Consider the following 24797-nt stretch of genomic DNA (forward strand, 5'->3'; position numbering starts at 1 on the left):
ACTGATCGACACCATCGCGGACATGACCGCCGCATCCGTCGTACGGGCGAACCTCAGCCCCGAGGTGCTCATGCTCGTACGCCTGGCCGCGCTGGCGGCCGTCGACGCCCCCGCCAGTTCGTACGTGCTCAACATCGCGGCGGCCGCCGACACCGAGCTGACGCTGGAGGACGCCCAGAGCGTGCTCGTTGCCGTGGCGCCCATCATCGGCGGCCCCAAGGCCATGTCAGCCGGCGAGAAGATCACCACGACCCTCGGCCTGATGATCGCCACCGCGGTCCAGGCGGAGCTCGAGGCGGAGGCGCAGGCCGGAGGCGCCGCAGACGACACCTGACCGTGGTCCGGCGGCCCCGGCGGCCCGGCGAAGGTCAGACGGTCTGGGTGGCCACCCCGCGCAGGAGCGCGAGGTAGTCCTCGACCGGATGTGCCCCCGACACCGCGGCATACCCGTTGGCGACGACGAACGGTGTCGCCGTGACTCCCATGGACCGCGCCTGCTCCTCGTCGGCCCGCACGTGCTCGGCATACGTCTCGGAGGCGAGGACCGCGGAGACGCGACGCTCGTCGAGTCCGCACTCGGCCGCAAGGCGCTGCAGGACCTCGTGGTCGTCGATGGCGAGGCCCTCGGTGAAGTGGGCCGCGTGGAAGCGCTCGACCGCGGCCGACCGCAGGGCCGGCCCACCCATCTCCCCGGCGAGGGCGCACAGCCGGTGGGCGTCGAAGGTGTTGGCGCGCACCGCGCGGTCCCAGTCGAAGACGAGGTCGTCAGCCTGGGCCACCTCGCTGGCCTTGGCGTTGAGGAGCCGACCGGCGCCCGCGTCACCGTGCTGCATCGACAGGTGCTCGTCCACGGGCACCTGGCCGCCCACCGGCACGTCGGGGTGCAGCTCGAAGGAGCGCAGGCGCACGCTGACGTCGTGCGGTCGCTCGAAGGCTGCGACGGCAGCCTCGACGCGGCGCTTGGCGATCCAGGAGTACGGGCAGGTCAGGTCGCCCCAGAGGTCGAGCTCGATGAGGGTCGTGGACTCGGCAGCAGGCTGGTCGGTCATCGACTCAGTCAACCACGGGCGCCTGCCGGGCCGGGAGATGCGTGATGCCCCCACCGACGTCGGTGGGGGCATCACGTATGCGGCGTGAGAGGTGTCGCTCAGAAGCGGCCGTAGCCCGAGGGCGTGGTCCAGATCGAGTGGTTGCCGACCGTCGTGCCGGAACGCTGGGCGTCGATCAGGCGGCCCGGGCTGACGTAGATGCCCACGTGGTAGGCAGGCGTACCGAAGAACACCAGGTCGCCGGGGCTGGGGCTGCTGACCCGCGTGGCCGCCGACTGCTGGGCCGAGGCCGTGCGCGGGATCGAGATGCCGGCCTGGCGGTAGACGTACGAGGTGAAGCCCGAGCAGTCGAAGCCGGAGGGGGTGGTGCCGCCGTAGACGTAGGGCACACCGAAGAGCGACTGCGCGATGCCGACGATGCCGCTGGCACTCGGGGCAGGTGCCGGGGCGGGGGCCGCAGCCGGAGCGGCGTTGAGCGCGGGGCGCTGGGCCGAGGTGGAGCGCGAGGCGCGCTGCGTGGCGGCCTGACGAGCAGCGGCGGCCTGCGCGGCGGCGGCCTGGTCGGCTGCAGCCTGCTTCGCGGCCTGGGCTGCGGCCAGCTCATCGGCGGCCTTCTGCTGGGCGGCACGCTCGGTCTTGACCTGGATGTCCTCGATCACGAGGGGCTTGACCTGGGCCTGCTTGAGGGCGGGCGCGGCGTAGCCGATCGAGGACAGGGCGTTGCCGGCAGCCGGGGTGCCGACCTGCGGGCCCACTGCGGCGGGCGCGGTGACGCTGCTCGTGCCGTCGGCGGCGTTCGCCGTGCCGGCGAACGAGGCGACGAGGCCACCCGTGGCCGCCACGATCGCGGCGCCCTTCACGGCGGGCTGAGCAGACTCCTTGGCGATCGTCTTGAGCTCTGCGATCGCGTTGAATCGACCGGGGGCGCGATGGCGCCCGGGAACGTTCTGAGCCACGGTTGACCTCTCGACGCCTGCGAGGTGAGCTGTCGGGTTCGGGCTGGAGGTACTGCCCGGCCTTCGCTCGGACCAGGTTCGGTCCACGGAGGGCTTCACCCCAAGGGCGTCTCTCGACGCCCGGAGAAAGTGGTTCCCCCGCTCCTGCCATGCGGTTCGTGCCGAGCCACGTGGTCGATGGCAGGACTAGGCGGTTCGACCCGGGGCACTCGCTCGACGGGGAGAGCAAGTTCGCCCACCGTACCCAAGTCAGTGGGCCTTGTCACCCCGATGCCACGCGGAAGTAAAGGATTTTCAAACACCCGGCCAAGATGTGGCATAACCACACATATCGACCGTGCAATGCCGGGCAAACCCTGACGACTCCCGTTGGTCAGACGGACTGGCAGAAGACGTGGACGGCGACCGTGTAGGGCAGGGAGACGCCCGTGGACGGCTCGCTGCCCTCCCGGACGGCGACGACACGGGCACCGTCGCGCACGACCGCGACCCGGGCGCCGGGCATCACCCCCGCGCTCGTCAGCAGCGCCAGCGCCTCGGGGTCGACCTGCACGGGCTCGCCGATGCGCCGGATCGTCACGACCGCGGGGGCGTCGCCCACCGCCGCGGCCAAGGTGACCAGGCCGGTGAGAAAGTCCGCGTCCTGGCGCACGCCCAGCTCGTCGAGCCCCGGGATGGGGTTGCCGTAGGGCGACTCGAGGCCCTCGCCGATGAGGCCGAGGATCTTGCGCTCGACCTTCTCGGACATGACGTGCTCCCACCGGCAGGCCTCGTCGTGGGCGTACTCCCACTCGAGGCCGATGACGTCGACGAGCAGGCGCTCGGCCAGCCGGTGCTTGCGCATGACACGGGTGGCGAGCAGCCGTCCGTGGTCGGACAGCTCGAGGTGACGGTCGCCCGAGACGGCGACGAGCCCGTCGCGCTCCATGCGGGCCACCGTCTGCGACACGGTGGGGCCCGAGTGGCCGAGACGCTCCGCGATGCGCGCGCGCAGGGGCACGATGCCCTCCTCCTCGAGCTCGAAGATGGTGCGCAGGTACATCTCGGTGGTGTCGATCAGGTCCGTCACGGTCATACCTTCTCAGAGTCGGGGAGCGCTCACGGACCGCTCGTCGCCGGGTCACGATCGCGAACCCGGGTCGGGTCGTGCCGTGGCACCCAGAGGCGCAGCCAGCCGGCCCCGACGACGGCACCCGCACCGAGCACCACGGCGGAGGCACCGAGGGACATGATGGCGCTCAGCCCTGACAACGCCAGCGGGCCCGCGGCCCTTCCCAGGTCGGCGCAGAGGCGCCAGCCGCCGAGGAACTGGGCTCGCCCGTCCGCGGGGGACGCGTCCGCCCCGAGGGTCATGATGAGGCCTGCCCCGAGACCGTTGCCGATGCCGAGCACGGTGGCGGCGGCCGTCACGGCCACGAGGCTCGTCGCCAGCGGCATCAGGGCCATCCCCAGACCGAGCACGAGCATGCTCGGCACGGCAGCGGCCACCCGACCGTGGCGGTCCATGAGCCACCCCGACGGATAGAAGAGCGCCATGTCGATGGCGCCGGCCACGCCGAAGACGAGTGACGTCTGCGCCGGGGAGAAACCGACCGACTCGGCCCACAGCGGGACGAGGGCCTCGCGGATGGCACGCGCGCCGGCCACGCACATGGCTCCGGTGCCCAGCGTCAGCAGGACGTGCCGGTGCTGCAGGAGCACCGACGCCACGCTGCGCGGGGGCCCGCCGCCGGTGAGTAGATGCGCCGACCCGGTGATGTCGGGCGCGAGGAGGACGAGGACGAAGGCGGCGATGCTCGCGACGCCGCCCACGGCATACGCGGACTCCGTGCCCCAGGCGGCGATGACGAGCGAGCCGATGAAGGGTCCGACGAAGTAGCCGATGCGGTGCACCCCGCCGAGGGTCGACAGCGCCCGCGCCCGCATCGCGACCGGGACGGCCTCGGTGAGGTAGGCCTGCCGGGCCAGCCCGAAGAGGGAGCCCGCGAGGCCGATGACGAGGACGCCGACGAAGAGCATGACGAGGCCGCCCGCGAGCGCCGAGACGAGCATGCCGGCCGCCTCGATCACGGCGGCGACGAGCAGCGCGCGGCGCTCACCGATGCGCGCGGCGAGCGCGCCCGAGGGCAAGTCGCCGTGCAGCTGACCCACGCCCATCATCGCGACGAGGAGGGCGGCAACCCCGACCGAGGCGCCGAGCTCGCGCGCCGACACGGCGATGATCGGCGACACCGCCCCCGCGCCCGTCGACCCGAGGAGGGTGGGGCCGTATGCCGACAGCGCGATCGCGCGCAGGCCGCCGGGCTCCTGCACGCCGTCCCCGCGAATCTCGGTCACGCCACAGGACCCTAACGATTGGGTTTCTCCGGTGGCCCGCCCGACCTGCCGACGAAAACATGGGCGGGTGGCGGCGGGCGAGGTGGCGAGTGGAGCGAGCGCGGTGACGCGCTCGCTGTCGATCACGCTCGTCATGCTCGGGTCGGTCGCCCTGTCGCTGGCGGCCGCACTCGGGGCTCCCATGGTGACGGCCGTCATCGGGCTCATCCTCTTCGGGGTCCTGCACAACCTCCTCGAGGTCCGCTACGTCGTCGGGCGCTTCGGGGGGCTCCTGAGCCGTCCCTTCCTCGACCTGCTGGTCGCACTGGTCACGGGCATCGTGGTCTGCCGCCTCCTCGTCGGCGTCGTCGGACGGCCGGCGGTGCTCGCGGAGATCGTTCTCGGCTACGCCGTCCTCCTCGCCGCCGCCCGCCACGTGCTGGTCGGCCGCCGTCTGGTGGCGGCGTGCGTGGTCATCGGTGTCGCGGTTGCTGCGTCGCTGACCTTCCCGGACCACCACGTCGTCGTGCTGGCCCACCTCCACCACGTCGTGCCGCTCTTCTTCCTCTGGGAGTGGTCCCGCCGGATCACCTCGCGCCGGGGACGCCGGGCGTTCCGGGCGGTGCAGGTGCTCTGGGTCGTCGCGATCCCGGCCCTCATCCTGACCGGGCTGATCGACGGGTGGCTGACCGCAGACCCCGGCATGGTGCGCAGCGTCGTCGGCGACGGTGATTCCGTCCTGGCGGCCAGCGCACTGCCCGGCACCGCCTCGACCGTCCTGGGCCTGCGGCTGCTCACCGTCTCCGCCTTCTTGCAGACCATGAGTTACGTCGTCTGGGTGGCCCTCATGCCGCGGGTGGCTCCCGACGCGACGGCTGCCTTCGAGGCGCGCCTGCCGTGGGCGACGGGCCCGCGGGTCTGGGCCGCCGGCTTCGTCGCAGCCGCGGTCTTCGCGGTGCTCTTCGGCCTCTACTTCGCCCAGGGCTGGACGGTGTATGCCGCCCTCTCGAGCTACGCGGCATACCTCGAGCTGCCGGTACTGCTCGCGATGCTCGTCGGGGGCGCGAGCCTGTCCGCGCCCCATCCGGCCGAGGACGAGGGTGAGACAGCCTCGGAGTCGGGCGTGCTGCCCTTCTCGTCCGCCCCGCACCGCGGTCGCGCCGGATCCCGAGGTGGGCGCCTGTCGATCCGGCCTGCGAACAAAGGTCTTGCAGCCTCGTTCGGACCCGACGTACGGTCGTGACATCGAAACCGAAGGGAGGTGATCCGAGAAGTGATTTCTTCCGGAGCGTGTGAGGTGGCCACGCGATAGCCGCGTCCCCATCCACACCCAGGGATGAAGCAGGGCAGTCCGACTCGTCGGGCTGCCCTGTTCCGTCTCCGGGGTGTGGGCGGGACTCAGGGCTGGAGCCGGAGCCTCGTCCACGACCCGGCGTCGGCGAGGTCGCCGTCACCCGTGCGGCGGAAGACGATGCGATCGTGGAGCCGGTTGCGCCGCCCGGCCCAGAACTCGACCTCGTCGCACACGATGCGCCACCCGCCCCAGAAGTCGGGCACCGGGACGTCGTGGTCGCCGCCGGTGTCGGGGAAGCGCTCGAGGACCTCCTGCCACCGGCGCTCCAGCTCGTGCCGGTCGGCGGCGGGACGCGACTGGTCCGAGGCCCAGGCGGAGAGCCTCGAGCCATAGGGCCGGGAGTCGAAGTACGCCTCGACCTCGTCGCGGCCGATGAGCTCGGCGGTGCCGCGGAAGCGGATCGCGCGGTAGAGGGCCGGCCAGGTGAGCGCTGCCGCGACCCGCGGGTTGGCTTGCAGGTGCTGGCTCTTGGCCGAGTCCAGGTTGGTGACGAAACCGGGCCCACGCGGGTCGAGGAAGCGCATCAGGACGGTACGCACGTCCGGTGTCCCGGTCGCGTCGACGGTGGCGACCGAGAGGGCCGCGGGCTCGGGCACGTCGTCGCGGTCCGCGGCCGCCGTGACGGCGGCATCGACCCAGGACCGGACCTGCAGGTAGGGCGAGGCCGCGACATCGGACTCGACGAGACCGTCGCCGGAGTAGTCGACACGACGTACGGCAGCGACGGCCCCGGGGGCGGAGTCGCGAGAAGAGCTGTCCATGACCCCAGACTAGGGTTGGCCCGAGAAGGTCCGCGCGGACGTCAGGCCACGGCGCGCGCGGTCCCGGCGACAGTCCCGGTCCGCCCGGGGCGGTGAGGAGTCATCACCATGGCAGGCAAGGGCAAGCTCGTCACCCAGGGCGTCAAGCTCGGCATCAAGTACGGCCCCCAGATCTGGGTGGCCACCCAGGCGCTGCGCGAGCCCGCCAAGGAGGCTGCCAACAAGGCGATCTCGAGCGAACGCGCCCGTCGCCAGGCGATGGATCACGCGAGGTCGCTCGCCGACGGCAGCATCCTCAAGGTCTACAAGGGCGACGCCGCCCACTGGGTCGTCTTCAGCGGCGACGAGGCGGTCGGCGTGCACCCGGCGACCGACATGCTGGTCACCACCCTCGTCGAGCGCGCCGACCTGACGAAGCGGATCCGGCCGGACGACAAGGTCAGGGCGACCGCCAGGGCCAAGGACGCCGCCGCCGCGGCCCTGCGTCGGGCCAAGCCCAACCAGATCAACTGACGCGGCGGGCCTACGACACTGCTGCGCCCCACGCAGCACTGACGTAGCCGCCGGACCGCGCCGCCCACCAGGTGACCATGCCCGCTCGCTACGTCACGTTGCACCCCATGCAGCAGTGACGTGGAGGCCGGGGGCCCAGCGTGCTCCCGCCGGCCCGTGCTCAGTCGGCGACGGCGATGCCGAGCTCGGCGGCGAGGGCGTCGGCCAGGTCGATGACCTGCGCGCGGCTCATCGTGGCGCCTCGCAGCGCCGCCAGGCCCACCGGCGACCGCAGCGTGGCTCCGGACAGGTCGAGGGCGGCATACCTCCCTCGCCCGAAGGTCGGCGACACCAGCGTGCAGCCCTCGAAGGACAGCCCGTCGACCGTCGCCTCCTGGAGGTCGAGCTCCACGACGACACAGTCGACGAAGGCGACATCCTTGAGCCGGGCGCCCCTCAGGTTGAGGAAGTCGACCTTGCCGCCCCGGACCGTCACGTCCCGCCACGTCGAGCCCCAGGCCGAGACGGCCGCAAGGCGACAGCCCTCCATCGTCGTCTCGACGAGGCTCGCCTCGACGAGGCTCAGGCCGACGCCGGCGACACGCTGCCACTCGGACTCGGACCAGCGCGACCCCTCGAGGTGCGCCTCGTCGAGCGTGCCCCCCAACAGCGAGCACTCGAGGAAGCTGTGGCCCTCGGCGTGCGCGCCGGTGAAGTCCGTGCCCTCGAATCGCACGGCGTCGTGGTGTTGGTCTCGAGTGGTGAAAACGGCTTCACCAAAGAGCGTCTGGTCGGCGGCTGACGGCATACGGTGAGTCTGGCAGCCACGACCGACGCTCCCGGCATCGACGGCTGACGGCCCTCCACACCGCGGTGGTACCGCCTGCACAGCAAGGACCGACATGGCAGACAGCACGCCCGACCCCGACTTCAAGCCCGGCCTCGAGGGCGTCATCGCCTTCGAGTCGACGATTGCCGAGCCGGACAAGGAGGGCGGGGCGCTGCGCTACCGCGGCGTCGACATCAACGACCTCGTCGGCCACGTCGACTTCGCCCACGTCTGGGGCCTGCTCGTCGACAACGAGTTCGACCCCGGGCTCCCGCCCGCCGAGCCCTACCCCTTGCCCGTGCACACCGGGGACGTACGCGTCGACGTCCAGTCCGCGCTCGCCATGCTCGCGCCGGTCTGGGGCTTCAAGCCGACGCTCGACATCGACGCCGAGGAGGTGCGCGACAACCTGGCCCGTGCCGCCGTCATGGCCCTGTCGTTCGTCGGGCAGTCGGCGCGCGGTCTCGACAAGCCGATGGTCCCGCAGCGCGAGGTCGACAAGGCCCGCACCATCACCGAGCGCTTCATGATCCGCTGGCGCGGCGAGCCGGACCCCAAGCACGTCGAGGCCGTCGACGCCTACTGGGTCTCCGCCGCCGAGCACGGCATGAACGCCTCGACCTTCACGGCTCGCGTCATCACCTCGACCGGCGCGGACGTCGCTGCAGCCCTCTCGGGAGCCGTCGGCGCCATGTCCGGGCCGCTCCACGGTGGGGCGCCCTCGCGCGTGCTCCACATGCTCGACGGCGTCGAGCAGCAAGGCGACGCGGCGGCCTACGTCAAGGGGGTGCTCGACAAGGGCGACCGCCTGATGGGCTTCGGGCACCGCGTCTACCGCGCCGAGGACCCGCGCGCCCGAGTGCTCCGCTCGGCCTGCGAGCGGCTCGGCGCCCCGCGCTACGAGGCCGCTGCCGCCCTCGAGAAGGCCGCGCTCGAGGAGCTGCACGCGCGCCGGCCCGACCGCGTGCTCGCGACCAACGTCGAGTTCTGGGCCGCCGTGATCCTCGACTTCGCCGAGGTGCCGCCCGCGATGTTCACCCCCATGTTCACCTGCGCCCGCACCGCCGGGTGGTCGGCGCACATCCTCGAGCAGAAGCAGACGGGCCGCCTCATCCGGCCGTCGTCCCGCTACATCGGCGAGGGTCCGCGCAAGCCCGAGGACGTCGCCGGCTGGACGCCGGACATCTCGCGCTGAGTGGCGGATGCGTCAGTCCGGCGATCCACCGTCACGCCGGTGATACGCGAACGCCACCGTCGCCACCACAAGGAGGGCGGCTCCGAACACCCAGTCCACCAGGCCGTCCGGAGCCAGGACCGGGCGCGCGAGACGGGGCACCGGGGGCCAGAGGCCGGACCTCCCTGTCGCCTCCGACATCGGCTCGGCGGCGAGAGCCGTCGCCACACCGAGAACCAGTCCCGCGCTGGCCGCCATCAGTGCGGCGAGCGAGCGCGTCGCGTTACGTAGGAACATGATCGGCCCTTCCTGAGGCCGGACCGCCGGCGAGCGATCCGGCCCTTCCAGCATCCCGCCGGTCGGGTGGGGAGACAACGATTTTGCGCGTAGTGCTCGGCCGCATCGAAGGGACAGCCGCACGCCGCGGGGTGTCCACGCAACGATCACCAGTGTCCAAGGGGTGGGCGCCTGGGGTTCAATGGCCGCGGTGACAACGGTGTCATCCGCCATCAACACGTCCGCCACCTGCTCGTCACGTGGCCGCACTCCCAAGGTGAATCCGTGACCGAAGCGCCAGCCGTGACCCCGTCCATCACCATCCCGGCCGAGCTGCTGCCCGCCGACGGACGGTTCGGGTCCGGCCCCTCCAAGGTGCGTCCTGAGCAGCTGGACTACCTCAGCTCCCTCGGCCGCACGGTGCTCGGCACCTCGCACCGCCAGGCGCCGGTCAAGGACCTCGTCGGCGAGGTCCGATCGGGCCTGCGGGACCTCTTCTCCCTGCCCGAGGGCTACGAGATCATCCTCGGCAACGGCGGCTCGACCGCGTTCTGGGACATCGCCGCCTTCGGCCTCGTGCGCGAACGCTCGCAGCACCTCGCCTTCGGTGAGTTCTCCAGCAAGTTCGGCAACGTGACCGCGGCGGCGCCGTTCCTCGGCACCCCGACGATCGTCAAGGCCGACCCGGGCACCCTCGCGACGCCGCACGCCGAGCCCGGCATCGACACCTACGCATGGCCGCACAACGAGACCTCGACCGGCGTCATGGCGCCGGTCAAGCGGGTCGAGAGCGCCGACGACGACGCGCTCGTGCTCATCGACGCCACGTCCGGCGCGGGCGGCCTGCCCGTCGACATCACCCAGACCGACGTCTACTACTTCGCCCCGCAGAAGTGCTTCGCCTCCGACGGCGGCCTGTGGCTCGCGGCCTTCTCCCCCGCAGCCCTGGCCCGCGTCGAGCAGATCGCCGCCACCGGCCGGTGGGTCCCTGACTTCTTCAGCCTGCCGACCGCGATCGACAACTCGCTGAAGAACCAGACCTACAACACCCCGTCGCTCAGCACCCTTGCCCTGCTCAACGCCCAGCTGCGCTGGATGCTCGGCAACGGCGGCCTCGACTGGGCCACCGCCCGCACCAAGGACTCCTCGAGCCGACTCTACGACTGGGCTGAGCGGACGAGCTGGACGACCCCCTACGTCGCCGACCCCGCCGCCCGCTCGCAGGTTGTCGGCACCGTCGACCTCGACGATTCGATCGACGCGGCAGCGGTCGCCAGCACGCTGCGCGCCAACGGCATCGTCGACGTCGAGCCCTACCGCAAGCTCGGCCGCAACCAGCTGCGCGTCGCGATGTTCCCGGCCGTCGACCCCGAGGACGTCACGAAGCTGACGCAGGCGGTCGACCACGTGGTCTCTGCGCTCAGCTGACCGCGCCGTCCAGATCGGCCGTCCAGATCGAAAGAGCGATTCGTCCGCAATCGCGTGAAGGTGACCTTCGCGCGGAGGCGGACGAATCGCTCTTTCGATTGTGGGGGCGCGGGCGGATTGCTCTTTCGATTGGGGAGTTTCGATGGGGGCGGTCGGGGGCGTGACCTTCGGGTAGGTCGCTCGTTGACCTGAGCAGACCGCCAACGGGGGCGGCGAAGTGCATCGAGGAGTTCCCATGGTCCGCATCGTCCGCGCAGGCACCACCGCGCGCCGGGTCGCTGCCGCCGTTCCGGTCATCGCCCTGGTCACGGCCGGCATCACGTTCGCCGCCACCCGCGGCACCGATTCCGTCCAGCCGACCTCGGCCATCACCGTGCCCGACCAGGCCATCACGGGGGGCAGCCCGCTCTACCCGCAGGCGGGTCCCGCCCCCGCGCCGATGCAGCTGCCCCCGATCTACCAGACCTTCACCTCCGACTACGCGCGCGTCGACGTGCCGCCCGAGGCGCGAGGTGCGATCTCGGCCATCGCCTCGCTCGCCCCCGTGCGTCTGGATGCGAACGGCATACCTGCAGTGGCCCTCGCCGCCTACCAGCGCGCTGCCGGCGTCCTCGACGGCATCAAGCCGGGCTGCGGTGTCGACTGGGCGCTGCTCGGCGCCATCGGGCGGGTCGAGAGCAACCACGCGCGCTTCGGCGGCAACGTCCTCGACGCGAGCGGCATCGCGCGTCCCGGGATCATCGGGATCCCGCTCGACGGCTCGCAGGGCACCGCCAGGATCACCGACACCGACGGCGGCGCCCTGGACCGGGACCCCGTCTACGACCGCGCCGTCGGGCCGATGCAGTTCATCCCGTCCTCGTGGAAGCTGGCCGGACGCGACGGTGACGGTGACGGTGTCGCCAACCCGCAGAGCCTCACCGACGCCGTGACGGGTGCCGGCGTCCTGCTGTGCTCGGGCGGCACGGACCTGCGCCAGCCCGGCGCCGCCTACAAGGCCGTGATGCGCTACAACCAGTCCGACGCCTACGTCCGGACGGTCCTGTCCATCGCCGACGCGTACCGCCGCGGCGTGACCGTGGTCCCGATGAGCGCGCTTCCCGCTGCACGCCCGGCCGCCGGCAGTGGCTCGGCCACCCCGGACGGCTCGGGCTTCGCGTATGCCGGTTCGCCGGCCCCCCGTACGACGGCTTCGTCGAGCGCACACCCCACCCCGAGCTCCTCGGCGAAGCCGTCACCCGGACCGTCCAGCCCGCAGCCCTCGGCCTCTCCGAAGCCGTCCGCACAGCCCAAGCCGGCGCCCCAGCCAGCGCCGAGCAAGCCGTCCCCCGGACTGCCGGTGCCCCTGCCGTCCGTGCCCGGTGTCCCGCTGCCTCCGGTTCCGCCGCTGCCTCCGGTTCCGCCGCTGCCCGTGCCGACGCTGACCGCCGAGATCGTCCGCCTGCTCGCCCTGCCCCACCTGCCGCTGCTGCCCGGCGACCCCAAGGACCTCGTGCGCGTCCTCGACCCGCTCAAGGCCAAGGTCGTCTGCGTCCTCGTGGACAAGGTCGTCACCTGCCCGACCAGCGGTCTGCTCGGCTGAGCTGCCGCTCCGGGCCTCCGGGCCGGGTGCTGCAGACCGGCGCTCGTGGAGCGCTGGCCGCGCTCGTCAACCGCTCAGCGGTGGACGAGCGCGGCGATCACGGCGATCGCGATGAAGAGCAGGAGCGCCGCCACCGTGATCCGGTGGCGGAACTTGAAGTTCACTTCGTGACCTCGGGGGCTGTGGGCACCTCTGAGGCGAGCTGGATGCGGAGCCTGGGGCGACGGTGCGTCTGGATGGTCACCGCGACATTCTGCCGACGCGAGACCCAGAGGGCCACCGCGACCAGGCTGAGGCCGACCGCGACCGTGCCGATGGCAATGGTCCAACGGGGACCCCACACGTCACCGATCCACCCGATCACCGGGGCACCGATGGGCGTGCCGCCCATGAAGATGGCCATGTAGAGCGCCATGACCCGGCCCCGCATGACGGGGTCGACGCTGACCTGGACCATGGCGTTGGCGGTGGTCAGGGCGGTCAGGGCGGCGAGGCCGGTCGGCACGAGGAAGACGGCGAACATGACGTAGTTCGGCGCGGTCGAGAGGAACGCGGTCGACACCGTGAAGCCGGCGAGGGCGACCAGCAGGACCCGCATCCGGGGCCGTGCCCGGCGCGCCGAGAGCAGGGCGGCCGTCAGCGAACCGATGGCCATGATCGAGCCGAGCAGGCCGTACTCCCCCGGGCCCTTGTCGAAGACCTTGGTGGCCATCAGCGCCATGGTGAGCTGGAAGTTCATGCCGAACGTCCCGAGCACGAAGACGAGAGCCATGATGAGCACGAGGTCCGGTCGGCCCTTGACGTAGCGCAGTCCCTCCCGGATCTGCCCCTTGCCCCGGGCGCGGGGCGACGGGGTCAGCAGGCTCGTGTTCATCCGCAGCAGCGCGACGAGCACGAAGACGAACGTCCCGGCGTTGATGTAGAGCGCGGGGGCGATGCCGAACCAGGCGATGACGAGGCCGGCCACGGCCGGCCCGACGAGTCGGCCGAGGTTGAACGAGGCGCTGTTGAGGGCGACGGCGTTGGGCAGGTGCTCGGTGTCGACCATCTCCGACACGAACGTCTGCCGGGCCGGGTTGTCCACGGCCGTCGCGACGCCCTGGACGAAGGCGAGCGCGTAGACGTGCCAGAGCTCGACGACGCCCGTCGCGGTCAGGACCGCGAGGAGCAGGGCCGTCGCGAGCAGGGCCGTCTGCGTGAGGAAGAGGATGCGTCGCTTGGGGAAACGGTCGACGAGCATGCCCGCGAACGGCGCGAGGATGAGGAACGGCAGGAACTGCAGGCCCGTCACGATGCCGAGTGCGGTCGACGAGTGGTCGGTGAGGACCGTGAGCACGAGCCAGTCCTGGGCGACACGGCCCATCCACGTGCCGACGTTGGAGACGATCGCGCCCGAGGCGTAGATGCGGTAGTTGGGGATCGAGAGCGAGTGGAAGGTGGGGCTCATTCGCTGGCCACCTTGGCCAGGACGGCGGCGGCGCGCTGGAGCAGCTCCCGCTCGTCGTCGGTCAGCTGCTCGAAGCGCGCGAGCATCCACTCGTCGCGGTGCTTGCGGATGCGCTTGAGCGCCCGGCGACCCTCCGTCGTCAGCGACAGGATGACCTGTCGTCCGTCGGTGGGGTCGTCCGCGCGGGAGACGTAGCCGCGCTCGACGAGCATGTTCGTCGTGCGCTTCATGCTCGGCGCCGACACGCGCTCGATGTCGGCCAGCTCGCTGTTGGTGCGAGCCGTGGCCTCGAGCCGGCAGAGCACCGAGAACTGGTGCGGCGGCAGCTCGCGGTCGGACTCGAAACGGACCCGCCGCGAGATGCGCATGCAGGCCAGTCGGATGTCGTTGGAGAGAGAGACGAGCTCAGCTCTGGAGAGCTGGGCGATGGGGTTCTTGGCAGTCAAGGGCGGATCCTCGGAAGTACAGTCTGGAGATACTTAGCCTAACTCATTACCTCGGCTAACCATTCCCAACCCTGGACAACCCGGGTGCGCCACTCCGCACCGGGGGACGCCGTGAAGGCCCCCTCCCGAGCGGGAGGGGGCCTTCACGGCATACGGGCTCGGGCGACGTGGCGCACCCGATCACCCTGTGCAGCAGAGGAGCTCAGGTCAGCATCGACTCGAGCGGCGCCTTGATGAAGTACACGACGAAGAAGGCCGCGACGACCCACAGCAGCGGGTGGATCTCGCGGGTCCTGCCGCGGGCGATCTTGATGAGCACCCAGGCGATGAAGCCCGCGCCGATGCCGACGGTGATGTTGTAGGTGAACGGCATGAGGACGATCGTGAGGAACGCCGGCAGGGCGACCTCCATGTCGTCCCACTCGATGTTCTTGACCTGCGTCATCATCAGGAACCCGACGATGACGAGCGCCGGGGCCGCGGCCTCGGACGGGACCACCGCGAAGAGGGGCGCGAGGAACGTCGCGAGCAGGAAGAGCACGCCGGTGACGACCGACGCGAGACCCGTGCGAGCACCCTCCTCGACGCCGGACGCCGACTCGATGAAGGACGTGTTGCTGCTGATGCCACCGGCCCCACCGGCGATGGCCGCGACCGAGTCGACGACGAGGATGCGGTCGGTGCGGGGCGGGTTGCCGTCCTCGTCGAGGAGCTTGGCCTCGGTGCCGATGGCGACGACGGTGCCCATCGTGTCGAAGAAGTCGGCGAGCAACAGCGAGAAGACGAACATGATCGAGGTGACGATGCCGATCTTCTCGAACGAGCCGAGCAGGCTGAACTGGCCGAGGATGCCGAGATCGGGGGTGTTGGTGATGGTGTCTGGCAGCTTCGGGACCGTCAGGGCCCACGCCGACGGGTTGGTCAGGGCGCCCGACTTGTCGAAGACACGCGGCCCGATGTGGAAGATCGCCTCGAGGACCATCGCGAGCGCCGTCGCCGCGACGATGCCGATGAGGATGGCGCCCTTGACCTTGCGGATGAGCAGCACCGCGATGAGGAAGACGCCGACGACGAAGACGAGCGTCGGCCAGCCGTCGAGGCTGCCGCCGATGCCGAGCTCGCTCGGGACCGAGCCCGGCGTCGTGGGCCGGCGCGCGAAGCCGGCGTCGATGACGCCGATGTAGGCGATGAACAGGCCGATGCCGACGGAGATCGCGACCTTTAGCGGTCCGGGGATCGCCTTGAAGACCGCCTTGCGGAACCCCGTCAGCACGAGCACGAGGATGATGACGCCCTCGATGACGACGAGACCCATGAGGTCGGCGAAGGTGATCTTCTCTGCCGAGTGGGTCAGCACCATCCCGGTGATGAGGCCGTTGATCCCGAGGCCCGCCGCGAGCGCGATCGGGAAGTTCGCCACGAGACCCATGAGGATCGACATGACGCCCGCGACGACGGCCGTCCCGACTGCGACGAGCAGCTTGCTGCGCACCAGGTCGTTGGTGCCGCCGATCATCGAGCCCGAGCCGTCGACGACGCCCGAGAGGATGATCGGGTTGAGCACGACGATGTAGACCATCGTGAAGAAGGTGACGACGCCGCCGCGGACCTCACGGGCGACGGTCGACCCGCGCTCGGTGATCTTGAAGAAGTCGTCGAGCCCGGTCCGTGTAGGAGTGGGGGTGATGCGCGTATCCGTCGACATGGCGCACACCTTAGTGGTGGCGCGTTTCGCGCCTGTCACGAGACCATAGGCTGGGAGCGTGACCGATGAGACCACCCCCGACGTGCCGCCGGCCACCGCCGACCCGACGAGCCCCGGGCAGATCGAGCCGTTGCACGTGCCGATGCTGCGGATCATCGAGGTCGGGCTCGCCGTCTGGGTCGTCGCCCTCGTCGTCACGCTCGTCGTCCCCGCCCTGCACCAGGGCGACCGCGACTGGTGGCCATGGACGTGCGTGGCCGGGTTCGTGCTGGGCTGCCTCGGCTGGGTCTACGTGCGCCGTGGGCGCGGCAACGCCCGCGACGCCGCCTGAGCTGCCCCCGAACGACACGAACCACCCGGGTATGCCGGGTGGTTCGTCCGAGGTCGAGGTCCCTCGTCAGTCGGTGACGGGGTCGTCCGAGCCGTGCTGCTCCTCGGTCGGCCGCTGGCCCTCGCCCTCGGACGCTCGCTCGGTGGGCTCGATGTCGACGGCGAACTCGTCGACGATCGGCTCACCGACCGACGTCGGCTCCGGGTGGTCCATGTCGGTCTCGGAGTGCGCACCGCAGCCGTGGTCGAGCGAGACGACGCGGCCGTCGGACGGGCTCCACTCGTTGGCGCACACGCCGAACGTCACCCGCAGGGCGCCCGCCATCGGCAGGAAGTAGCCACAGGTCGTGCAGTGCGCGGTCGCCTTGGCTGCCACCTCGGACTCGGGACCGTGGTCGCCGGAGTACCACCGGGTCGCGGCGGACTCGCGACCCTCCGCCGACAGCACGCGCGGCCGGCCGAGGCCGAGCTCGAAGAAGGCCATCTGGTCGACGTCCTCGTCGCCGGTGGCCTCGAAGCCGGCCTCGAGGTTGGGGTCGTCGGGCCGGAAGGGCAGCACGTCGCCGGCGCCGAGGTCGCCGGGGGCGAGCCGGTCGGCATACGGCAGCCACTCGGGGGCCAGGACGGCGTCGGCGCCGGGGAGCAGGTTGGTCTCGCAGACCGTGGCCACCTTGGCGCGCTGCACCCGGGCGACGCTGACGCCCCAGCGCCACCCGCGGTAGCCCGGCGACGTGCACTCGAACCAGTGCATGCCGAGGCGCTCCTCGAGCAGGTCCATGCCGAGGTGGGCGCCGATGGTTCCGGGCTCGGCGACCTCCTCGAGGACGCTGCGGGCGAGGTCGGACGCGGCCAGCAGCACGGCGTCCGTCTTGGGGGCGGTGACGGTCATCAGCTCACTTCTCCAGCTCGTCCGCGAGGCCGCGCAGGGCGCGCGCGACGTTCGAGGCGAGCTTGCGGTCGGGGCGGCGTCCGGCGCGGTAGCCCTCGCCGACGCCGTCGAGCAGCTGCACGACGTCCTCGAGGATGACCACGAGCTCCTCGGGCGTCTTGCGCTCCCGGGCGGACATGTTGGCGGCGACCGACTGGACCGGGTCGAGGAGCTTGACCGACAGCGCCTGGGCGCCCTTGCGTCCCTCGACGATGCCGAACTCGACACGCACGCCCTTCTTCAGGGTCGTGACGCCCTCGGGGAGCGCGTTCGCGTGCAGGAAGACGTCCGCGCCGGAGTCCTCGGAGATGAATCCGAAGCCCTTGTCCGCGTCGTAGAACCTGACCTTGCCAGTCGGCACAGTCCACCTCGTTCAGATCTGGGTCGGCCGTGCGACGGCGCGACTCGATGGCGCTCCTTGCGCTCTGTTCCCACCCTAACGGCTCACCGCAACGGGATTGCCCGGTCCGGCGGGGCCCGGCACCACCCGCACCGCGAGTCGCCGGGCGCCTCAGGCGGGGCTGATGCCCCAGGTGCCCGTCCACTCCTCGCCCGGCTCGAGGACGACGAGCCCGTCACCCGAGTTGAAGGCGTCGGCGGGACAGCTCATGGGCTCGACGGCGATGCCGACCTCGCCCTTGCGGTCCTCGGCGATGGCCGTGAAGACCTGCAGCCACGGGAAGGCTGCGTCGGCCCACAGGGTCGTCGCGCGATCGGCGGCCGCCACGGTGCAGCGCCACAGGCCGTCCGCGTCGCGCACGACGTCGGTGTAGGCGGTGTCGAGACGGGCGCTGTCGACGCGGTGCGCCACCCGGAAGTCGAACGGCCCGCCGTCGACCGGATGCGTCGCCGCGGGGAGCAGTCGCTCGTCGACCTCGACCCAGGTCGCGGCCGGGATGCGCAGCTCGACGTCGACCAGCTGCGTGTCACCGATGGCGAGGTAGGGATGCGCGCCGTAGCCGAAGGGGGCGGCGGCCGGCCCGACGTTGCGCGCGGCCGTCGTGACGACGAGACCCGAGTCGTCGAGCAGGTAGGAGGTGCGGAGGTCGAGGAAGTGGTCCCAGCCGGGCTGCGGGTGCAGGCGGTAGCCGACCGTGACGCGGTCGTCCTCGAGCTCGACGAGCTCCCACAGTGCCCAGCGCACGAGGCCGTGGCTGGCGTTGCCGCGCGGGACCTCGGTCACCGACAGCTGGTGCTCGGTGCCGCCGAAGGTGTAGCGGCCGTCGCGGATCCGGTTGGGCCAGGGCATCAGCTGCTGCCCACGACCGGAGGCGCACGTCTCGTCGGCGGCATACCCCGCGACGAGGTCGACGCCGTCACGGGTCAGGGTGCGCAGGCCGCCGCCGACCTCGACGACGGTCGCCTCGAACGGTCCGTGGCCGATGGTCCACTGCTCGCCGGTCGGGTGTGCCGGTGCGGGCTCGGCGCCCGGGGCCGGTGAGAGCGCGCTCATGGGGGCAACGCTAGCGGGCGATCCGGCACCGCGAGCGGAGGCCCACGGCATACGGGCGCCGGGTGGCGGGTGGCGGGTGCCAGGGCAGTAGGTTGGGCGGATGGCCACCCCGAGCCGGAGCCTCGCCGACGACATCCGCGGTCGCAGCGACGCAGAGCTCATCGACCTCGTGCTCGCGCGCCCGGATCTCGCGCGCCCGGCGCCGGCCGACCTGACGAGCCTCGCGGCCCGCGCGGGGACCCGGGCCAGCGTGCAACGGGCCGTCGAGGCCCTCGACCGCGGCCACCTCCAGGTGCTCGAGTCCATCGTGGTCGCCGGCGACGCCGCCGACCGCAGCGTGCTGCTGCACCTGCTCGGCACCGACGACGCCACGACCGTCGACACCATTGTGCAGGACCTCTGGCGCGCCGCCCTCCTCTGGCGCGGCGCCGACGGCGACCACGTCGTTCGCACCGTTCCCGAGGTGCTCGGCACGACCGTGGCGGGCCTGGGCGCACCGATGCACGAGCTGCGACCGTCGGCGCCGCCCGAGCACGCCGACCCGGACCGCATCCGGGCGACCATCGCCGAGGCCCCCGACGACTCGCGCGCCATGCTCGAACGGATGACGTGGGGGCCGGCCTTCGGCGTCCTGCCGACCGCGCAGCCCGGGCGCACGACCGCGCGCTGGCTGCTCGAGCACCACCTCCTCGTGCCGGTGTCGACCGACCGGGTGGCGATGCCCCGCGAGGTCGGTCTGGTCCTGCGCGACGGGCGCCTGCACCGGTCCGTCGAGCTGACCCCTCCCGCGATCGAGGCTCGTTCGGTCACCCTCGTCGACGGCGCCGCCGGCGGCGCCGCGAGCGAGTGCCTGACGCACGTCGACGAGCTCGCCGCCGCCTGGGGAGCCGACCCCCCACGCGTGCTCCGCGCCGGTGGCCTGTCGGTCCGTGACCTCCGGGTCACCCAGCTGACGCTCGACCTCGACCCCGAGCACACCGCCTTCGTCGTCGAGCTGGCGTATGCCGCGGGACTCGTCGCCGACGACGGCGAGGTCGTGCCGGTGTGGGCTCCCACGTCGGAGATCGACGAGTGGAGCTCGAGCGAGGCCGGGCACCGGTGGGCGACGCTGGCCCTCGCGTGGCTCGGCTCGACCCGAGCACCCCACCTCGTCGGCCGCCGGAGCACCGGCACCGGGCCCGCCAACGCCCTCGGCCCGGACGTCCAGTGGCCCGCGATCCGGGCGATCCGGCGCGAGGTGCTGCGCGAGCTCGCCTCGCTCGAGCAGGGCAGCGCGCCCGACCGTGGCTCGCTCCGCGGGCGCCTCGCCTGGCGCCGGCCCAACCGGTCCGCCGCCGTGCTCGACGAAGCCGTCGAGGCGGTCCTACGCGAGGCGGACTGGCTCGGCGTGACCGGTCGCGGCGCCCTGTCCGAGGCCGGCCGCGCCCTGCTCGCCTCCCCCGACTCGCTCGACGACGTCGCGGCCTGCATGGCGACGCACCTGCCCTCCCCCGTCGACCACATCCTCGTCCAGGCAGACCTCACCGCCGTCGCACCCGGGCCGCTCGTCGGCGGTCTCGGCTCGTTCATGCGCCTCGCCGCCGACGTCGAGTCCCGCGGCGGGGCCACCGTCTACCGGTTCACGCCCGAGTCGGTGCGCCGGGCGCTCGACGCCGGGTGGACCGCCGCGGACTTCACCGAGACGGTGCGCCGGTCGAGTCGCACCCCGGTGCCCCAGCCGCTCGAGTACCTCGTGTCCGACGTCGCCCGCAAGCACGGCCAGACCCGCATCGGCGGCGCCGCTGCCTACATCCGCTCCGACGACGAGGCGGTGCTCGACACGATGCTCGCGTCGCGCGACCTGGCTCCCCTCCGCCTGCGGCGGCTCGCTCCCACGGTGCTCGTGTCCTCTGCCGACCCGCGCGTGCTCGTCGACCTGCTGCGCGACAACGGGTTCGCGCCGGTGCATGAGGGTCAGGACGGCACCGTCGTCCACGCCGAGACGCCGCGCCGTCGCGCCGGATCTCGCCGTCGCGGCCCCGGCCCGATGGTCTCTCCCGTCGACCGGCCCTACACCCAGTCGCTCGTCGACGGGCTGCGCGCAGCCGAGGCGACGGCCGACCAGCGTCGCGTCGAGGACGAGAGCCGCCCCGGCCCGCGCATCCAGGCGATGGACCCCGTCGTGACGCTGTCGCTGCTGCGCGACGCGGTCGCCGACCGGCACGGCGTGTGGATCGGCTACTCCGACGGCCACGGCGCGACGAGCCGCCACCTGATCCACCCACAGCGGGTCGAGGGCGGACGGGTCCGGGCCACCGACGAGTCGGGGCACGAGAAGTCCTTCTCGGTGCACCGCATCACCGGCGCGACGCTCGAGGCCTGACCGGCCTTGGGAGGCAAGGGATCCCGCGAAGGCCACCGGCCGGCATACGTGCTCCACGACCACCGCAAGCCGCGTCCGCACTTCGACCTGCGGCTCGAGGAGGACGGCGTGCTCCGCTCGTGGGCGGTGCCCAAGGGACTGCCCACGTCGAGCCGCCACGACCGGCTCGCGGTCGCGGTCGACGACCACGCCATGGACCATCTCGCCTACACCGACGAGCACAAGTCGGTCGCCGACACCGGCTGGTGGGAGGAGGAGTCCCGCGACGACCACCGGATCGTCTTCGTGCTCCACGGGCGCGGGGCGTCACGGCGCTACGCCCTGATCCGCACCGACCGCGACTGGCTGCTCCACCTCACCAAGGACCAGCCGCCCGCCTGACGGGCACCTCGGCCGGAGCGACGGCCGGAAACCCCCTCCAGGGGCCGAGAACCCGGTTCGTTCCGGCCGGTCGGACCGTTCAGGCGCCGGCGAGGGCTCGGACGACGTTGCTCGGCGAGGGCCGGCCGAGCTGCCCCGCCATCCACACCGACGTCTCGACGAGCGCGTCGAGGTCGACCCCGGTCTCGACGCCGGCGCCGTGCAGCGCCCAGACGAGGTCCTCGGTGGCGAGGTTGCCCGTGGCGGACTTGGCGTAGGGGCAGCCGCCGAGGCCACCGGCCGACGCGTCGACGACCGAGACGCCGTCGCGCAGGGCGGCCATGGTGTTGGCGAGGGCCTGGCCGTAGGTGTCGTGGAAGTGCACGGCGACCCGGTCGGTGCCGATCCCCCGCGCATCCAGCGCCTCGAGCAGCCGGTGCACGTGGCCGGTCGTGCCGACCCCGATCGTGTCGCCGAGGCTCAGCTCGTGGCAGCCGAGGTCCATGAGCCGCTCCGCCGTGTCGACGACCTGCTCGACCGGCACCGGCCCCTCCCAGGGGTCGCCGAAGCACATCGAGACGTAGGCCCGCACCCACATGCCGTCTGCGAGGGCGCGCTTCACGACCGGCTCGAACATGGCGTACTGCTCGGTGACGGAGCGGTTGAGGTTCTTCTGCGCGAAGGTCTCGGTGGCCGAGCCGAAGATCGCGATCGCCCTGAGCCCGAGCTCCTCGGCGCGGTCGAGGCCCCGCTCGTTGGGCACGAGGGCAGGTCGCCGCCGGCCGACCCCGTCGGCGCCGAGGGCAGCGAGCACCTCCTCGGCGTCACCCATCTGCGGGACCCACCTCGCCGGCACGAAGGACGTCGTCTCGATGGTGCCGAGACCCGCGGCCTCGAGCCGGCGGATGAACTCGACCTTCGTCGTGGCCGGCACGACGGTCTTCTCGTTCTGCAGCCCGTCGCGTGGGCCGACCTCGTAGATCGTCACCTTCGGGGGCAGCCCCGTCGCCGCCTCGACCTGTGGGGATCGCATGCACCCATACTGTCAGGCGTGACTTCGCGCCCCGGGAACACCCGCACGCCACGAACGGTTGGACGAGTCGATGAATGATGGACCCCTGATCGTCCAGAGCGACAAGACCCTCCTCCTCGAGGTCGACCACCCGACCGCCGAGGCCGCGAGGCGTGCCATCGCGCCGTTCGCCGAGCTCGAGCGCGCGCCCGAGCACGTGCACACCTACCGCATCACCCCGCTCGGCCTGTGGAACGCCCGCGCCGCCGGGCACGACGCCGAGCAGGTCGTCGACGCCCTCATGACGCACAGCAGGTATGCCGTCCCGAACGCCCTCCTCGTCGACGTGGCCGACACGATGGCCCGCTACGGCCGCCTGACCCTCGAGAAGGAGGGGCTCGCCGACTCCGAGGAAGGCACCCGGCTCGTGCTGCGCACGACGGACCGCCCGGTGCTCGAGGAGGTGCTGCGGCACAAGAAGATCAAGCCTCTGACCGGCGAGCGTCTCGACGACCTGGCCGTCGTCGTGCACCCGAGCGAGCGCGGCACCCTCAAGCAGGAGCTGCTCAAGATCGGCTGGCCCGCCGAGGACCTCGCCGGCTACGTCGACGGCGAGGCGCACGCGATCGACCTCAAGCAGGACGGCTGGCACCTGCGCCCCTACCAGCAGCACGCCGTCGACGGCTTCTGGCACGGCGGTTCCGGCGTCGTCGTGCTCCCCTGCGGCGCGGGCAAGACGCTCGTCGGCGCGGGCGCCATGGCGGCCGCCAAGGCGACGACGCTCATCCTCGTGACCAACACCGTCAGCGCGCGGCAGTGGAAGGACGAGCTGCTCAAGCGCACGACGCTGACCGAGGACGAGATCGGCGAGTACTCCGGCGCCCGCAAGGAGATCCGTCCCGTCACCATCGCGACCTACCAGGTGCTGACCACGAAGCGGAAGGGCGCCTACGCGCACCTCGACCTGCTCGACGCCCGCGACTGGGGCCTCGTCGTCTACGACGAGGTGCACCTGCTGCCGGCCCCGATCTTCCGCATGACGGCCGACCTGCAGGCACGCCGCCGGCTCGGCCTGACGGCGACACTCGTGCGCGAGGACGGCCGGGAGGCCGACGTCTTCAGCCTCATCGGCCCGAAGCGGTTCGACGCGCCGTGGAAGGACATCGAGGCCCAGGGCTACATCGCTCCCGCCGACTGCGTGGAGGTCCGGGTCAGCCTCCCCGACGGCCAGCGGATGGCGTATGCCGTGAGCGAGCCGGAGGAGCGCTACCGCCTCGCGTCGTGCTCCGACGCCAAGCTGCCCGTCGTCGAGAAGCTCGCGAAGCAGCACGCCGGTGAGCCGACGCTCGTCATCGGGCAGTACCTCGACCAGCTCCACGAGGTGGCCGAGCGGCTCGGCGCCGAGGTGATCACCGGCGAGACGACGGTCAAGGAGCGCCAGCGCCTCTACGACGCCTTCCGCACCGGTGAGATCACGACCCTCGTCGTCAGCAAGGTCGCGAACTTCTCCATCGACCTGCCCGAGGCGAGCGTCGCGATCCAGATCAGCGGCACCTTCGGCTCACGCCAGGAGGAGGCACAGCGGCTCGGCCGCGTCCTGCGGCCCAAGGGAGACGGGCGCACCGCGCACTTCTACACCATCGTGTCCCGCGACACCGTGGACGCGGACTTCGCCGCGCACCGTCAGCGCTTCCTCGCAGAGCAGGGCTACGCCTACCGGATCGTCGACGCCGACGACCTCTGAGCTGAGGGCCGAAGGATCCGACCAACTCCCAGCGAACTCCCAGCAAACGTGCCGACACTGTTCGGTGTGGACACCCAGACAGCACAGGCCGCAGAGGCCCGCCTGCTCGTCGTCGAGGACGAGCCGAACATCCGTGAGCTGCTCGCGACGTCGCTGCGCTTCGCCGGCTTCGAGGTCGAGACGGCCGCCGACGGCACCACCGCCCTCGCCATGGCGGCCGAGTCGGAGCCCGACCTCGTCGTGCTCGACGTCATGCTCCCCGACGTCGACGGCTTCGAGGTGACGCGGCGCCTGCGTGACCGCGGGCGCCAGCAGCCGATCGTCTTCGTCACCGCGCGCGACGCGACGGGCGACAAGATCCAGGGCCTCACCGTGGGCGGTGACGACTACGTCACGAAGCCCTTCAGCCTCGAGGAGGTCATCGCCCGCATCCGCGCCGTGCTGCGCCGCACGCGCGGTCAGGCCGACGACGGCGCGACGCTGCGCTTCCACGACCTCGAGCTCAACGAGGACTCCCACGAGGTGCGCCGGGGTGGTCGCGTCATCGACCTGTCCCCCACCGAGTTCAAGCTGCTGCGCTACCTGCTGCTCAACCCCAACCGGGTCCTGTCGAAGCTGCAGATCCTCGACCACGTCTGGGACTACGACTTCCGCGGCGAGTCCGGCATCGTCGAGTCCTACATCTCCTACCTCCGGCGCAAGATCGACGCCGACGGGCCCTCGCTCATCCACACCAAGCGCGGTGTGGGTTACGTTCTCCGCGTGCCCCCCGAGCTGACGACCTCCTGACCGG

25 protein-coding genes and 1 riboswitch are annotated in these 24797 nt (G+C 71.8%); of the genes, 11 read left to right on the forward strand and 14 right to left on the reverse strand.

The annotated features are described in order from the left end of the window. Nucleotides 1-22 precede the first annotated feature (22 nt). Nucleotides 23-334 (forward strand): carboxymuconolactone decarboxylase, encoded by a 312-nt coding sequence (locus AB4030_RS13615; RefSeq protein ID WP_442279740.1) that lies wholly within the window; start codon nt 23-25, stop codon nt 332-334. A gap of 34 nt (nt 335-368) precedes the next feature. Here the strand turns inward: AB4030_RS13615 and AB4030_RS13620 are convergent, their stop codons facing one another. The 4 genes from AB4030_RS13620 to AB4030_RS13635 form a co-directional block, all read right to left on the reverse strand. Next, a complete protein-coding gene (locus AB4030_RS13620) occupies nt 369-1049 on the reverse strand; it encodes a DsbA family oxidoreductase (RefSeq protein ID WP_442279741.1) in 681 nt (226 codons plus the stop codon). Between the two features lie 98 nt (nt 1050-1147). After that, complete coding sequence (locus AB4030_RS13625) at nt 1148-2005, reverse strand: C40 family peptidase (protein ID WP_442279742.1); 858 nt, start codon at nt 2003-2005, stop codon at nt 1148-1150. Nucleotides 2006-2007: 2 nt separating this feature from the next. Next, a riboswitch (cyclic di-AMP (ydaO/yuaA leader) is annotated at nt 2008-2172 on the reverse strand. A gap of 206 nt (nt 2173-2378) precedes the next feature. Beyond that, entirely contained in the window at nt 2379-3074 is a 696-nt protein-coding gene (locus tag AB4030_RS13630) for an iron dependent repressor, metal binding and dimerization domain protein (protein ID WP_442279743.1), read from the reverse strand. 29 nt (nt 3075-3103) lie between these two features. Next, on the reverse strand, nt 3104-4342 hold the full coding sequence (locus AB4030_RS13635) for an MFS transporter (protein WP_442279744.1): 1239 nt from the start codon (nt 4340-4342) through the stop codon (nt 3104-3106). 67 nt (nt 4343-4409) lie between these two features. Here AB4030_RS13635 and AB4030_RS13640 point away from each other — a divergent pair, with 67 nt between their 5' ends. Continuing rightward, nucleotides 4410-5564, forward strand: a complete 1155-nt coding sequence (locus AB4030_RS13640) for a hypothetical protein (protein ID WP_442279745.1) — start codon at nt 4410-4412, stop codon at nt 5562-5564. A 155-nt stretch (nt 5565-5719) separates the two neighbouring features. Here the strand turns inward: AB4030_RS13640 and pdxH are convergent, their stop codons facing one another. Then, nucleotides 5720-6436, reverse strand: coding sequence for a pyridoxamine 5'-phosphate oxidase (gene pdxH / locus AB4030_RS13645; protein WP_442279746.1), 717 nt, complete (start codon nt 6434-6436; stop codon nt 5720-5722). Nucleotides 6437-6544: 108 nt separating this feature from the next. On the opposite strand from pdxH, the gene AB4030_RS13650 reads away from it, so the two are divergent. Beyond that, a complete protein-coding gene (locus AB4030_RS13650; RefSeq protein ID WP_442279747.1) occupies nt 6545-6949 on the forward strand; it encodes a hypothetical protein in 405 nt (134 codons plus the stop codon). 160 nt (nt 6950-7109) lie between these two features. Here AB4030_RS13650 and AB4030_RS13655 read toward each other — a convergent pair whose 3' ends face one another. Then, nucleotides 7110-7664, reverse strand: coding sequence for a pentapeptide repeat-containing protein (locus AB4030_RS13655; RefSeq protein WP_442279748.1), 555 nt, complete (start codon nt 7662-7664; stop codon nt 7110-7112). A 166-nt stretch (nt 7665-7830) separates the two neighbouring features. On the opposite strand from AB4030_RS13655, the gene AB4030_RS13660 reads away from it, so the two are divergent. Then, on the forward strand, nt 7831-8952 hold the full coding sequence (locus tag AB4030_RS13660) for a citrate synthase 2 (RefSeq protein WP_442279749.1): 1122 nt from the start codon (nt 7831-7833) through the stop codon (nt 8950-8952). A 12-nt stretch (nt 8953-8964) separates the two neighbouring features. Here the strand turns inward: AB4030_RS13660 and AB4030_RS13665 are convergent, their stop codons facing one another. Further along, nucleotides 8965-9228, reverse strand: coding sequence for a hypothetical protein (locus AB4030_RS13665; RefSeq protein WP_442279750.1), 264 nt, complete (start codon nt 9226-9228; stop codon nt 8965-8967). A gap of 282 nt (nt 9229-9510) precedes the next feature. On the opposite strand from AB4030_RS13665, the gene serC reads away from it, so the two are divergent. Together serC and AB4030_RS13675 are read left to right on the forward strand one after the other, a co-directional pair. Beyond that, complete coding sequence (gene serC / locus AB4030_RS13670; protein WP_442279820.1) at nt 9511-10635, forward strand: phosphoserine transaminase; 1125 nt, start codon at nt 9511-9513, stop codon at nt 10633-10635. Nucleotides 10636-10870: 235 nt separating this feature from the next. Continuing rightward, nucleotides 10871-12217 (forward strand): lytic transglycosylase domain-containing protein, encoded by a 1347-nt coding sequence (locus tag AB4030_RS13675; protein WP_442279751.1) that lies wholly within the window; start codon nt 10871-10873, stop codon nt 12215-12217. A 160-nt stretch (nt 12218-12377) separates the two neighbouring features. On the opposite strand, the gene AB4030_RS13680 is transcribed toward AB4030_RS13675, so the two are convergent. The 3 genes from AB4030_RS13680 to AB4030_RS13690 form a co-directional block, all read right to left on the reverse strand. Then, nucleotides 12378-13664, reverse strand: a complete 1287-nt coding sequence (locus AB4030_RS13680) for an MFS transporter (protein ID WP_442279752.1) — start codon at nt 13662-13664, stop codon at nt 12378-12380. Continuing rightward, the gene (locus AB4030_RS13685; protein ID WP_442279753.1) at nt 13661-14110 is read right to left on the reverse strand and encodes a MarR family winged helix-turn-helix transcriptional regulator; all 450 of its coding nucleotides are present in this window, start codon (nt 14108-14110) and stop codon (nt 13661-13663) included. Before AB4030_RS13685 ends, AB4030_RS13680 begins: the two co-directional genes overlap by 4 nt. A gap of 202 nt (nt 14111-14312) precedes the next feature. Further along, complete coding sequence (locus tag AB4030_RS13690; protein WP_442279754.1) at nt 14313-15815, reverse strand: NCS2 family permease; 1503 nt, start codon at nt 15813-15815, stop codon at nt 14313-14315. A gap of 58 nt (nt 15816-15873) precedes the next feature. On the opposite strand from AB4030_RS13690, the gene AB4030_RS13695 reads away from it, so the two are divergent. After that, the gene (locus AB4030_RS13695; protein WP_442279755.1) at nt 15874-16146 is read left to right on the forward strand and encodes a DUF2530 domain-containing protein; all 273 of its coding nucleotides are present in this window, start codon (nt 15874-15876) and stop codon (nt 16144-16146) included. A 66-nt stretch (nt 16147-16212) separates the two neighbouring features. Here the strand turns inward: AB4030_RS13695 and AB4030_RS13700 are convergent, their stop codons facing one another. The 3 genes from AB4030_RS13700 to AB4030_RS13710 form a co-directional block, all read right to left on the reverse strand. Further along, nucleotides 16213-17034, reverse strand: coding sequence for a DUF3027 domain-containing protein (locus tag AB4030_RS13700; RefSeq protein ID WP_442279756.1), 822 nt, complete (start codon nt 17032-17034; stop codon nt 16213-16215). Nucleotides 17035-17038: 4 nt separating this feature from the next. Then, entirely contained in the window at nt 17039-17434 is a 396-nt protein-coding gene (locus AB4030_RS13705) for a cold-shock protein (protein ID WP_344253457.1), read from the reverse strand. Between the two features lie 150 nt (nt 17435-17584). After that, nucleotides 17585-18526, reverse strand: coding sequence for an aldose 1-epimerase family protein (locus AB4030_RS13710; RefSeq protein ID WP_442279757.1), 942 nt, complete (start codon nt 18524-18526; stop codon nt 17585-17587). Between the two features lie 100 nt (nt 18527-18626). On the opposite strand from AB4030_RS13710, the gene AB4030_RS13715 reads away from it, so the two are divergent. Then, nucleotides 18627-20888: a helicase-associated domain-containing protein gene (locus AB4030_RS13715; protein WP_442279758.1), complete on the forward strand. Its 2262-nt coding sequence runs from the start codon at nt 18627-18629 to the stop codon at nt 20886-20888. Nucleotides 20889-20894: 6 nt separating this feature from the next. Then, nucleotides 20895-21269 (forward strand): DNA polymerase ligase N-terminal domain-containing protein, encoded by a 375-nt coding sequence (locus AB4030_RS13720; RefSeq protein WP_442279759.1) that lies wholly within the window; start codon nt 20895-20897, stop codon nt 21267-21269. A gap of 79 nt (nt 21270-21348) precedes the next feature. Here the strand turns inward: AB4030_RS13720 and AB4030_RS13725 are convergent, their stop codons facing one another. Beyond that, a complete protein-coding gene (locus AB4030_RS13725; protein WP_442279760.1) occupies nt 21349-22281 on the reverse strand; it encodes a hydroxymethylglutaryl-CoA lyase in 933 nt (310 codons plus the stop codon). 70 nt (nt 22282-22351) lie between these two features. On the opposite strand from AB4030_RS13725, the gene AB4030_RS13730 reads away from it, so the two are divergent. After that, nucleotides 22352-24004 carry a DNA repair helicase XPB gene (locus tag AB4030_RS13730; RefSeq protein WP_442279761.1) on the forward strand — a complete coding sequence of 551 codons (1653 nt, stop codon included), beginning with the start codon at nt 22352-22354 and terminating at the stop codon, nt 24002-24004. A gap of 66 nt (nt 24005-24070) precedes the next feature. Continuing rightward, nucleotides 24071-24793 (forward strand): response regulator transcription factor, encoded by a 723-nt coding sequence (locus AB4030_RS13735; RefSeq protein ID WP_442279762.1) that lies wholly within the window; start codon nt 24071-24073, stop codon nt 24791-24793. The last annotated feature ends 4 nt before the right edge of the window (nt 24794-24797 follow it).

The sequence above is a fragment of the Terrabacter sp. 2YAF2 genome (genome assembly GCF_052114705.1).
Lineage (GTDB): Bacteria > Actinomycetota > Actinomycetes > Actinomycetales > Dermatophilaceae > Terrabacter.